Below are 10,785 nucleotides of genomic sequence, written 5' to 3'. Positions count from 1 at the left end.
CGCCGACTTGGCACATCTTGTGTCAAGTGGGGGACCGCGATCGACGAGGAGACCCGCATGACCACCACCACCGCCTGGGCCGGCGACGCCGCCACCGCCCTCCCCGCCGACGGCTACGCCGGCACCCTCGTCGGGCGCGTCTGGAACCCGGCGGTCGCAGGGCCGAGCCCCGTCCTCATCCGCGACGACGGCGTCTTCGACCTCAGCGCCACCTTCCCCACCGTGAGCGCCCTCGCCGAGGAGGCCCACCCGGCCGCGGCCGCCCGCGCCGCCGCCGAGGGCGCACCCCGGCTCGGAAGCTTCGACGAGCTCTACGCCAACACCGCCGCCGCCACGTCGGAGGCCGGCCGCGACACCGAGAGCCCGTGGCTCCTCGCCCCCGTCGACCTGCAGACCCTCAAGGCCGCCGGCGTCACCTTCGCGGTCTCCATGATCGAGCGCGTCATCGAGGAGCGCGTCAAGGGCGACGCGGATGCAGCCGCGAAGATGCGCGACAGCATCCTGGCCGAGATCGGCACCGACCTGCGCGAGGTCAAGCCCGGATCCGAGGCCGCCATCGCCCTCAAGCAGTACCTCGTGGGCGAGGGTCTCTGGAGCCAGTACCTCGAGGTCGGCATCGGCCCCGACGCCGAGATCTTCACCAAGGGCCCGACCCTCTCGGCGATGGGCACGGCCACCCAGGTCGGCGTGCTCTCGACCTCGCACTGGAACAACCCCGAACCCGAGGTCGCCCTCCTCGTGAGCTCGACCGGCCGCATCGTGGGCGCGACCCTCGGCAACGACGTGAACCTCCGCGACGTCGAGGGCCGCTCGGCCCTGCTGCTGCCGAAGGCGAAGGACAACAACGCCTCCTGCGCACTCGGCCCGTTCATCCGTCTCTTCGACGAAGAGCAGACGACGCCCGAGGCATCCGCGACGTCCGACGCATCCGGCACCACCCCCTTCACGCTCGACACCGTCCGCGCCATGACGGTCACGCTCCGGATCGACGGCACCGACGGCTTCCACCTCGACGGCAGCTCCGAGATGTCGCAGATCAGCCGCGACCCGGTCGACCTCGTGGGCCAGCTCGTCGGTCCCCACCACCAGTACCCCGACGGCGCCCTGCTCATGCTCGGCACCATGTTCGCCCCTATCGTCGACCGTGACGAGCCGGACCGCGGCTTCACCCATCACACCGGCGACATCGTGCGGATCTCGTCGGCCGAACTGGGTAGTCTGGTGAACCAGGTCGAACAGAGCGAGAGGTGCGAGCCGTGGGTATTCGGAATCGGCTCGCTCATGAAGAACCTGGCGAGCCGGAACCTGCTGTGATCCCGCCGCGGGTGGCACCGTCGAGGCGTTCGACCAACACGGTCACGCTCGAAGACGTGGCGCGCCACGCGGGGGTCTCGCCGCAGACCGTCTCGCGTTCCATCCGCAGCCCCGAGCTCGTCTCCGAGTTCACCCTCGAGCGCGTGCGCTCCTCCATCGCCGAGACCGGCTACGTGCCCAACCTCGCGGCGTCGAACCTCGCGTCGAACCGCAGCATGACGGTCGCGGCCATCATCCCCGCCATCTCGGCGTCGGTGTTCGCGGATGCGCTGCACGGGCTCGAGGAGGTGCTCGCCACCGAGGGCTACCAGCTCTTCATCGGCTCGACCGGATATCGGCCGGCGCACGAGGAGGCGCTCGTGCGCGCGTTCCTCGGCCGCCGCCCCGACGGCATCTTCATCGTCGGAACGAGCCACTCGCCGAACACCGACCACCTGCTCCGCGAGTCGAAGGTTCCCGTGGTCGAGGCCTGGGACCTCAGCGACAACCCCGTCGACAGCGTCGTGGGCTTCTCGAACCGGGAGGCCATCCGCGCGGTCGTGGAGTTCGCCGTCGAGCGCGGGTACTCCCACCCCACGTTCGCGGGCTCGCTGCAGCGCGGTGACTTCCGTGCCGCGGCCCGGCGCGCGAGCTTCGAGGAGTCGGTGGCGGCGCTCCTGCCCGGCGAACCCGTGCGGGTCGTCGACTCCGGAACCTCCACGGTCGACTACGAGACGGGCCGGCGGCTTCTGGATGAGACGCTCCGGGCGCATCCGGAGACCGACGTGCTCATGTTCGCCTCCGACGTCTTCGCGGCGGGCGCCCTGCTCGAGTGCGCGCGCCGGGGCCTCCGGGTGCCGGAGGACATCGCGATCACGGGCTTCGGAGACTTCGAGATCGGCCGTCACCTCGTGCCGACCCTCACCACGGTGGCTGTGCCCAACCGGCAGATCGGCACCGTGGCCGGCGAGCTGCTGCTCGCCCGCATGACCCACCGCTCGGCCGACACCCAGGCCATCGACCTCGGCTTCTCCGTGGTGGCGCGCGAGAGCGCGTAGTAGCCGCCGCCCGCCCCGCCCGCCCCACCGTCCGCCCAGCCTCCACTCCACGTCACCCCGCCCCCCTAATCTCTCGAACCCACTCGCCGCCCCCCACCCCGCCCACCTGGCCCCTCCCCACTCAGCCACCCGCGAACCGCCCCCCCACCCCACCAGCCGCCCGACCCCCACCCATCCGCCGACTTGACACAAGATGCGCGAATAACCGCCCACTTGGCACAACTTGTGTCAAGTCACCCACACCGAAGGACATGAAAATGCTGACCACCACAGATCCGCGCACCGGTGTTAGCGCTGCCACCGACCTCAAGCCCACGACCCCCGAGGGCGTCGACACCATCGCCCGCTGGGCCGAGGGCGCGGCGCACGAGCTGCAGAGCCGCGGCCGCGAGTTCCGCGCGCAGCTCCTCGACGCCATGGCCGCCGCCGTGCTCGAGTCCCGCGACGAGCTCGTCGCCACCGCCGATGCCGAGACCGGCCTCGGCATCGCCCGCCTCACCGGCGAGTCCGGCCGCAGCGCCTTCCAGTTCGAGCTGTTCGCCGAGGCCGTCCGCGAGGGCTCGTTCGTCGAGGCCGCCATCGACCACGCCGGCGACACCCCGCTCGGCCCGGGCCCCGACGTCCGCCGCATGCTCGTCTCCATCGGCCCCGTCGCCGTCTTCGGCTCGAGCAACTTCCCCTTCGCCTTCTCGGTGCTCGGCGGCGACGTCGCCTCGGCCATCGCCGCCGGCTCGCCCGTGGTCGTGAAGGCGCACGGATCGCATCCGCTCACCTCGAAGCTCTCCTACGAGGTCCTGCAGCGCGCCGCGGATGCCGTGGGCGCCCCCCGAGGCACCTTCGGAATCGTCTACGGTCAGGAGGCGGGCGTCGAGCTCGTCAAGCACCCCGCCATCAAGGCCGCGGGCTTCACCGGATCGCTCGGCGCGGCCTCGGCCCTGCAGAAGGCGATCGACACCCGCCCCGATCCCATCCCCTTCTTCGGCGAGCTCTCGAGCATCAACCCGCTCGTGGTGTCGCCCGGTGCGGCGGCGGCACGCGGCGACGAGATCGCCTCGGGCCTCTTCACCTCCTACACCGGATCCGCAGGCCAGCTCTGCACGAAGCCCGGCATCGCCTTCGTGCCGGCGGATGCCACGGGGCAGTCGATCGTCGACGCCCTGGCCGACCTCACCAGGGTCGCGCCGGCGCAGGTGCTGCTGAATGGGCGCATCCGGGGCTCGTTCGACGACATCGAGGGGCGTCTCACGGCGGCCGGGGCGTCGGAGATCGCGCGTGGAGTCGACGCTCCGGCCGACGCGCCCGAGGGCTTCAGCGTGGCGCCCACCCTGCTCGAGACCCAGGCCTCCACCCTCGACGAGTCGATCGCCGAGGAGTGCTTCGGTCCGCTCATCGTGGTGGCGCGCTACAGCTCGCTCGACGAGGTGCGCGAGGCGTTCGGCCGCATCCCGCAGTCGCTCACGGCCACGCTGCACGTCGAGGAGGCGGAGGCCGACGTCGTCGCCTCCCTCACGCCGACCCTCTCGGCGAACGCCGGACGCGTCGTGTTCAACGGCTACCCCACGGGCGTGCGCGTCACGTGGGCGCAGCAGCACGGCGGGCCGTGGCCGTCGACGAACTCGCAGCACACCTCGGTGGGCGTCACTGCGGTGCGGCGGTTCCTGCGGCCGATCGCGTGGCAGAACGCGCCGGAGGCGGCGCTGCCGGAGGAGCTCCGCGACGCGTACACGGGCGTCCCGCGCCGCGTCGACGGCGTGCTGCACCTCGCGGGCTGAGCCATCGCGTCGGCTCTTCCCGGAGGAAGCTCGGGCCCTCTGTCGGCAACGGAGGATGTTTCACCGCTCTCGAGCGGTGGCTTCCTCCGTTGCGGCTAGAAGAGGGAGGCCAGCCGGTCGAGGTCCTCCTGCACCTGGCGGGCGTCGGCGGCGAAGTCTGCGTCGCTCATGCCGGTGCGCTGGAAGAGGGTGAAGACCACCTCGCTGCCCCCGTCGTTCGGCACCACCCGCACGGGGTTGCGGGTGACGGAGCCGTCCGGGAAGACGACGTCGTGGTCGAGCACCCCGGCGTCGAGCGGTCCGAGGAACCGCACCTCGACCTCGCCCATGGGGGAGTCGGTCACCCACCGCCCGTCGTCCTGCTGCCGGATGCCCGCGCTCAGCCCTGCGGCCCACCGTGGCAGCTGAGCGGGATCACCCGCCATCGCCACCACCGCCTCGGGTGCCGCGTCGATCGCCGTCGTGAGGTGCCGCACGTTCCACGTCATGCCTCGACGCTACGCCCTCCTCGAGCGCTGCGGCCCGCTGGCGGCGCCGTCGCCGCTGCCGCTGTCGTCGCGCCCGCTGCCGCTGTCACCGCCGCTGTCACCGCCTCCGGCACCCCCTCCAGCACCGCCGTCGTCGTTGCCGCTATTGCCGTGGCCGTCGCCCCTTCTGTCGCCGGCGCCGACGCCGTTGCCGCTGTCGTCGCTACGGCCGTCGCGTCCGCAGTCGCCGTCGCCGCCGATGTTGATGCCGCTGTCGCCGTCAGGCCGCGGCCACGTCGTCGTCCTGGCCTCACTCCTCCACAGGGCGGTCGCCGTCCGGCAGTTCCCGACGGCGGCGGATGCGGATGGGCCCCCGGGCGCCGGCGAGGTCGACCACTTCGCCACCCTGCGTGATGTCCACCTCGCCCCGTTCCACCAGCCGCTGGGCCGCCTGCCGAGCGGGCTCCATGAGCGGCCGCCAGTCGTCGGGGTCGGCACCGCCCACGGCCCGCGCCGCATCGGAGGGGCAGATCGTCGAGGTGGGCGCCCGCTTCGCGGCAGCTCGAGGATGGCGGCCTCGAGCCGTGCTTCGTTGCCGTCGTCGTCGTCGCCGTCAGTCCCGGTCATGGCGGTCCTTCCCCTCAGGTGCCGACGCGACGACCTCGGTGCGCTCAGCATCCGGATGTGCGTCGAGCTCCGCCAGGGCCGCCAAAGCGTCGCGCGCCCGCGTGATCCGGTCGGGCACCGGTTCGTCCCACCAGGCGGGCCCGCGTTCGCCGAGGCCGTGCTTCGCGAGGCCGACGCGCGTGCGGGAGGCGGCCACCGCATCCGGATCGCCGCGTCGCTTGGCGGCTCCCACACCGGATCGGCCCCGGCCGAGGTGCGACTTCAGCTGCTCCACCACGTCGGCCGGCAGCTCAGGATCGGCGCGCCGCCACCGCCGCCCGCCGACCACCAGCCAGCGCTCGTCGTCGGAGGGGCTCTCCGGGGGTCCCGCCGATCCGGTGTCGCTTGCTGCCATCGCACCCACCCTCCGTCCGGTCCTGCACATCCGCCCTCGACGCTACGCCCGTCCACCACCTCCCGCCGCCGCTCGTCCACGACCACCCGGCCTGCCATGCTGGGGTGATGCCTGACCAGGATCCGCCCATCGAGCTCACCGTCGAACGCGTGCGCACCGATGCCGGTCGTGGCGGCACGGCGCTCTCGACCCGGGTCACGAAGGTGGTCACGCGAGAGGGCGAGCGGGCGGAGGCGGCCCACCGAGGGCACGACTTCGTGCTCATCGCGGGGGTCGGGGTCGCGGCCACGTACTTCGAGTTCCTCGCGCCCACGCTCGCGCAGCATGGCGACGTCTACGCTCTCGACCTGCCGGGCTTCGCGGGCCTGCGCCGCCCCGAGGAGCAGCCCACCGCGGCCTTCTTCGCCGACCAGGTCGAGCGCGTGCTCGAGCACTACGGCCTCGAGAACCCGGTGCTGATCGGCCACTCCATGGGAACCCAGGTCGTCACCGAGGTGCTCGTGCGGCATCCGGAGTTCACCCACGGCGTGCTCGTCAGCCCCGTCATCAACGAGGCGGAGCGTGCGGTCGCCGTGCAGGGCATCCGCTTCGCGCAGTCGGCGGTGCACGAGAACCTGCATCTCATGCTCACGGCGCTGTCGTCGTACATCCTCTGCGGCGTCGTCTACTTCCTCACGGTGCTGCCGCACATGCTGCGCTACCGGCTGAGCGAGCGGATCGGGTCCGTCGAGGCCCACCTGCTCCTCATCCGCGGGCAGCACGATCGCACCTCGCCGCGGCGCTTCCACTCGAGCCTCGCTCGTGCGGCGCGGAAGGCGGCCGCGGTGCGCACCTGGGAGATCGAGGGCGCGGCCCACTCCATCATCAATGCCCACGCCATCGGCGTCGCCGAGCTCACCCTCGACCACCTGGCCGGCGCCCTCGCCCGCCGTGGTCGCATGCCGTCCCGCGAGGCCGAGGTGCCGCCCCCGCGCGTGACCGACCTCGCCATGGTGCTCGGCGCCACGGGCAGCCGCATCGCGGAGTGGGTGAGCGCCCTCCGCGGCGACGACGCAGGCGTGGCCCGGGCGAAGTCCGCCCACGCCAAGATCCTCTGGCGCGCTTTCGCTCCCGCTCGCTCCCGCTGAGGCCCGCGCGCGGCCCGCGTCCCGGAGGCCCGCGCACCGCCCGCGTCTCCGGAAGGACTCGTACGGCCCGCGTCTCTGGAGGCCCGCGCGCGCTGAGCCCGACATTCGCTGACGTCCCGCCCTTCTACGTGATCCCGTGCTTGGCACCCCTCGCATCCACTTGGCAGTAGATGCGCCTAAGACGCGCGACTTGGCACATCTTGTGTCAAGTGGGCGAGGCGGCCGAGGCGTCTAGCCGTCGGCGGTCACTCCACTTGACAGTAGATGCGCTCAAAACTGCCGACTTGGCACATCTTGTGTCAAGTCGCGAGGCGGTCGAACGTCCTCACCCTCCCCAGCGGATCCACTTGACAGTAGGTGCGCTCAAAACGGGCGACTTGACACATCTTGTGTCAAGTGGGAGCGGTGGCGGGGCCGTCGGCGTTCGGGAGCGCACACGTGCGGCGTTCCGGGCTGCTCAGGCGGGCGGAGGGGAGGAGGGGTGCGGTTTCGAACCCGGAGCGGGGGCGGAAGCGGGGTCGGGTCAAGGAGCCGCGGGGGCGGAGGCGAGAGGCGGCGGGGGCGGCGCGATGATCATGGGGGGCGCCTTCGAGACCAGGAGCCAGGCCGGGAGGACCGCGAGGCACATGAGGGGGAGGAGGGCGATGCTGCCGGTGACGATCACCGCCAGGAAGAGCGCGATCCAGCCGTCGCGGCTGATGGCGAGCACGAGGCCGAGCACCCCCGCCGCCACGCACAGCGTGAGCGGCACGCCGGGCAGCACGAGGTTCGCGAGGATGCCGGCCGCCACCCCGATGAACACCGCCGGGAAGATGTGCCCCCCACGGAAGCCCGCCGCCGCAGCCACCGCCAGCGCCACGAGCTTGACCGCGATGATCAGCAGCACCTGCCCCGTGCCGTACGCCGACCGCGTCTCGAGCAGCTCCGCCATCTGCGCGAGCCCCTTGAAGAGCGTCAGCGGCCCGCCGATCGCACCGAGCACTCCGAGCACCATGCCGCCCAGCGTGATGTAGAGCACGGGGTTGCCGATGCGGTGGAACAGCGGATGCAGCATCCGGAACAGCAGGATGCACCCGATCCCGGCGAGTGCCGCCACCGACGCGATGCCCGCCGCGCTCAGGATGTCGATGGGCGCCACCGTGTCGTAGACCGGGAGTCCGAGCTCGAACGTCGGATGCGCGAGCAGCGTCATGGTGAGCGACCCCGCTCCGGCGGCCACGAGCGGCAGGAACAGCCTGTCCCACAGCTCGCCGCCGGTCGGCAGCGCCGCCACGACCCCGGTGAGGATGAGCGCCGCCGCCACGGGCGTGCCGAACAGCGCGCCCACCGTGCCGGCCGCGGCGAGCATGACCGTGAGCTGCGGAGGCACCTTCGGCAGGAACCGCGCCATGATCGCCACGAAGAGCCCGGAGTTGATGGCGATGATGGGGCTCTCCGGCCCGAGGCTCACGCCGCCCGCGAGCCCGAGCACGGCGACGAGGGCGAGCGAGGGCAGCGCCTTCAGCGGCTGCGGGGCCGAGATGAGGTCGGTCGCGGCGGAGTCCCGCCCGCCGTGGCCGGGCACGAACCGCACCACGAGGCCGATCGCGAGCCCGGTGAGGCTCAGCACGGCGAAGATGAACCAGCCGCTCGAGGGATCGAGCCCGACCGCCGCGGGGAGCGACGACCAGATGCCGTGCTCGAGCAGCTCCGAGAGCTCGTCGAGCGCGAACAGCACGAGCGCCGAGAGGACGCCGATGAGCAGCGCCGGCACCGCGAGGATCAGCTGCCGCCGCGTGGTGGGTGCACCTGCCCCAGGCCCAGCGCCCGAGGCCGCACCGGCACCCGAATCCGCACCGCCGGCGCCACCCGCGCTCCCACCCGCCATGCCGCCCCCTGCCCTCCGATGGTCACCAGTATGGCGTCAGGCAGCATCCGTTGTCAGCGTCGAGCCCGAACCGGAAGGCGCGACGTCACCGCTTCTCGAGGTCGTCGGCGGGTGCGTCGCTCTCGTCACCGAGCTCGGCGGTCGAGTCGGTCGAGTCCGGCGCGTCCGCCGCGTCCGTCGAATCCCCACCAGGCGTATCGAGATCGGGCCCGTCGGCGGGCCTCTCGACCCGCGCGAACTCGTCGACGAGCAGCGTGTCGCTCAGGAAGTGCCCCGTGCGATACGCCGCCCTCCCCGCCATGTGCGCCGACGCGGGCGCCGTGAGCCCCTGGAAGAACACGATCGCCACCGCGAGGGTCACCGTGCCCACCGACGGGTTCGTCACGGCCACGTCGGCCACGATCGCGATGAGTCCGAGGATCTGCGGCTTCGTGGCCGCGTGCAGCCGCGACAGCACGTCGGGGAAGCGCACGAGGCCCACCCCCGCCGCGAAGCACATGAGGGCCGAGAGCAGCACGAGCACCGCCGTGATGGCGTCCCGCACGCCGAAGCCGTCGGCGCCGAATCCCAGGTCGAGGCTCATGTGTCATCCCTCGACGAGAGGAAGCGGGCCACGCTCACCGAGCCCACGATGCCGAACAGGGCGAGCCCGAGCATCACCGGCAGGGTGTCGGTGTGCCGGTTCACGGCCATCTCGGCGCCGAGCGCGCACATCACCGTGGCCACGAGCACGTCGGATGCGATGATCCGGTCGAGCGCCGACGGCCCCTTGATGATGCGCCAGATGGCTCCGATGGCGCCGACGGCCATGAGGAGACCGGCGATCGCGATGACGATGATCATGAGGTGCTCCCTCCCGTCTGCTCCCGGTAGTCGCTGTCCTTCTCCGGCGGCGCCGTCGGTTCGGCGCCGGCGGCGATCGCCTCCTCCGACTTCTTCAGGCGGGCGAGGTCGTCGTACGACCCGGCGGCCAGGATGAGCCGCCGCTCGGTGGCGAGCACCGCCCGGCGGAGGAACGGCAGGTCGTCGACGGATGCGACGTTGAGCGAGTGCAGGTAGAGCGTGGCGTTCTCGCGGTCGATGTCGAGCACGATCGAGCCGGGCACGAGGGCGACGGCCTCGGCCGTGAAGGTCATGACGAGGTCGGATCGGGTGCGGAGCGGCACGGCGATGATGGCGTTCGAGGGCGTGTAGCGGGGCTTCAGGGCCACCCACGCGATCTGCAGCGAGGCCACCACGATGTCGGCGAGCAGCTTGACGAGGAAGAGCAGCGCGCGCCACGGGTTGACCCGCCCGCTCAGCCGCACGGCGGGCAGGTAGAACACCGACGACACGACCATGGCCAGCACGACCCCCGTGGCGAGGGCGAGCCAGGTGAACTGGCCCCAGAGCAGCATCCAGAGCAGCACGAGCCCGAGGAACGGCACGAGCCCGCTCGCGATGCGCGCCCGGATCGCGCGGGGCCGGCGCGGGCTCACGGCGCACCCTCCGGAGCAGTGCCGTCTGAGCTTCCCTTCGGGGCAGTGCCGTCTGAGCTTCCCTTCGGGAAGACCGAGTCGACGTAGTTCGACGGCGTAGCCACGTTCCCCGCGGCCCGCTGCGCGAGATCGAACAGCGGTCCGGCGAACACGGTCAGGCAGAGCGTCAGCGCCACGAGCCCGGTCGTCGCCCCCACCATGAGCTTCGAGGTGCTGAGCGTCGTGCCGGTCGCGGTGGCGACGCCGGTGGCCGAGCCGTTCTGCTGCTCGGGGCTCTCCTGCAGCGACTCCATGAGGGGGGACTCGTAGCCCTCCACGTCCTCCTTGGGCCGCCAGAACGCCATGTTCCACACGCGCATGAGGGCGTAGAGGGTGAGGAGCGACGTGACGGTTCCGGCGCCGATCATGACGTAGACGAGCGGGCTCGGGCTCGCGGCTCCGGCCTCGAACAGCCCGAGCTTGCCGAGGAATCCGGAGAACGGTGGGATGCCGCCGAGGTTGAGCGCGCCGAGGAAGAACAGGATCGCCACGAAGGGCGCCTTCTTGAGCAGCCCGCCGAGGTGCGTGATCGACGTCGACGTGCCCACCCGCTCGATCAGCCCCACCACGAGGAAGAGCGCGGTCTGCACCATGATGTGGTGCACGATGTAGTAGATCGTGGCTCCGGTGGCGAGCTCGGTGCCGATGGCCACGCCGAAGATC

At 71.9% G+C, this 10,785-nt stretch carries 12 protein-coding genes; 4 read left to right on the top strand and 8 right to left on the bottom strand.

The annotated features are described in order from the left end of the window. The first annotated feature begins 57 nt into the window (after positions 1 to 57). The 3 genes from Q0D57_RS17775 (at position 58) to Q0D57_RS17765 (ending at position 4,123) form a co-directional block, all read left to right on the top strand. Entirely contained in the window at positions 58 to 1,314 is a 1,257-nt protein-coding gene (locus Q0D57_RS17775) for a fumarylacetoacetate hydrolase family protein (RefSeq protein ID WP_291046558.1), read from the top strand. A gap of 11 nt (positions 1,315 to 1,325) precedes the next feature. Further along, complete coding sequence (locus Q0D57_RS17770) at positions 1,326 to 2,351, top strand: LacI family DNA-binding transcriptional regulator (RefSeq protein WP_291046555.1); 1,026 nt, start codon at positions 1,326 to 1,328, stop codon at positions 2,349 to 2,351. A gap of 257 nt (positions 2,352 to 2,608) precedes the next feature. Beyond that, the gene (locus Q0D57_RS17765; RefSeq protein ID WP_291046553.1) at positions 2,609 to 4,123 is read left to right on the top strand and encodes an aldehyde dehydrogenase (NADP(+)); all 1,515 of its coding nucleotides are present in this window, start codon (positions 2,609 to 2,611) and stop codon (positions 4,121 to 4,123) included. A 95-nt stretch (positions 4,124 to 4,218) separates the two neighbouring features. Here Q0D57_RS17765 and Q0D57_RS17760 read toward each other — a convergent pair whose 3' ends face one another. From Q0D57_RS17760 to Q0D57_RS17750, 3 genes are all read right to left on the bottom strand, one after another. Beyond that, the gene (locus Q0D57_RS17760) at positions 4,219 to 4,611 is read right to left on the bottom strand and encodes an SRPBCC family protein (protein ID WP_291046551.1); all 393 of its coding nucleotides are present in this window, start codon (positions 4,609 to 4,611) and stop codon (positions 4,219 to 4,221) included. Positions 4,612 to 4,900: 289 nt separating this feature from the next. Next, positions 4,901 to 5,095 carry a DUF3253 domain-containing protein gene (locus Q0D57_RS17755; protein WP_291046549.1) on the bottom strand — a complete coding sequence of 65 codons (195 nt, stop codon included), beginning with the start codon at positions 5,093 to 5,095 and terminating at the stop codon, positions 4,901 to 4,903. 108 nt (positions 5,096 to 5,203) lie between these two features. Next, positions 5,204 to 5,611 carry a biopolymer transporter Tol gene (locus Q0D57_RS17750; protein WP_291046546.1) on the bottom strand — a complete coding sequence of 136 codons (408 nt, stop codon included), beginning with the start codon at positions 5,609 to 5,611 and terminating at the stop codon, positions 5,204 to 5,206. 107 nt (positions 5,612 to 5,718) lie between these two features. Here Q0D57_RS17750 and Q0D57_RS17745 point away from each other — a divergent pair, with 107 nt between their 5' ends. Continuing rightward, on the top strand, positions 5,719 to 6,738 hold the full coding sequence (locus tag Q0D57_RS17745) for an alpha/beta hydrolase (RefSeq protein ID WP_291046544.1): 1,020 nt from the start codon (positions 5,719 to 5,721) through the stop codon (positions 6,736 to 6,738). Positions 6,739 to 7,261: 523 nt separating this feature from the next. On the opposite strand, the gene Q0D57_RS17740 is transcribed toward Q0D57_RS17745, so the two are convergent. The 5 genes from Q0D57_RS17740 to Q0D57_RS17720 form a co-directional block, all read right to left on the bottom strand. Then, positions 7,262 to 8,605, bottom strand: a complete 1,344-nt coding sequence (locus Q0D57_RS17740; RefSeq protein ID WP_291046543.1) for an ion channel protein — start codon at positions 8,603 to 8,605, stop codon at positions 7,262 to 7,264. A gap of 85 nt (positions 8,606 to 8,690) precedes the next feature. Further along, the gene (gene mnhG, locus Q0D57_RS17735; RefSeq protein ID WP_291046541.1) at positions 8,691 to 9,188 is read right to left on the bottom strand and encodes a monovalent cation/H(+) antiporter subunit G; all 498 of its coding nucleotides are present in this window, start codon (positions 9,186 to 9,188) and stop codon (positions 8,691 to 8,693) included. Further along, on the bottom strand, positions 9,185 to 9,448 hold the full coding sequence (locus Q0D57_RS17730) for a monovalent cation/H+ antiporter complex subunit F (protein WP_291046540.1): 264 nt from the start codon (positions 9,446 to 9,448) through the stop codon (positions 9,185 to 9,187). Before Q0D57_RS17730 ends, mnhG begins: the two co-directional genes overlap by 4 nt. Further along, entirely contained in the window at positions 9,445 to 10,083 is a 639-nt protein-coding gene (locus Q0D57_RS17725) for a Na+/H+ antiporter subunit E (protein WP_291046537.1), read from the bottom strand. The genes Q0D57_RS17730 and Q0D57_RS17725 overlap by 4 nt, the downstream gene beginning before the upstream one ends. Next, positions 10,080 to 10,785 (bottom strand): proton-conducting transporter membrane subunit (locus Q0D57_RS17720; RefSeq protein WP_291046535.1); only part of this gene is annotated, 706 nt, incomplete at its 5' end. The genes Q0D57_RS17725 and Q0D57_RS17720, both read right to left, overlap by 4 nt.

This window comes from Herbiconiux sp. (assembly GCF_023264895.1).
GTDB lineage: Bacteria > Actinomycetota > Actinomycetes > Actinomycetales > Microbacteriaceae > Herbiconiux.
Note: the sequence above shows the minus strand (reverse complement) of the source record. Positions and strands in the feature narration are given on the sequence as shown.

Coding starts and splice junctions, on each gene's coding strand:
- Q0D57_RS17775 (WP_291046558.1), top strand. CDS start 58: ATGACCACCACCACCGCCTGGGCCGGCGACGCCGCCACCGCCCTCCCC.
- Q0D57_RS17765 (WP_291046553.1), top strand. CDS start 2,609: ATGCTGACCACCACAGATCCGCGCACCGGTGTTAGCGCTGCCACCGAC.
- Q0D57_RS17760 (WP_291046551.1), bottom strand. CDS start 4,611: ATGACGTGGAACGTGCGGCACCTCACGACGGCGATCGACGCGGCACCC.
- Q0D57_RS17750 (WP_291046546.1), bottom strand. CDS start 5,611: ATGGCAGCAAGCGACACCGGATCGGCGGGACCCCCGGAGAGCCCCTCC.
- Q0D57_RS17745 (WP_291046544.1), top strand. CDS start 5,719: ATGCCTGACCAGGATCCGCCCATCGAGCTCACCGTCGAACGCGTGCGC.
- Q0D57_RS17740 (WP_291046543.1), bottom strand. CDS start 8,605: ATGGCGGGTGGGAGCGCGGGTGGCGCCGGCGGTGCGGATTCGGGTGCC.
- mnhG (WP_291046541.1), bottom strand. CDS start 9,188: ATGAGCCTCGACCTGGGATTCGGCGCCGACGGCTTCGGCGTGCGGGAC.
- Q0D57_RS17730 (WP_291046540.1), bottom strand. CDS start 9,448: ATGATCATCGTCATCGCGATCGCCGGTCTCCTCATGGCCGTCGGCGCC.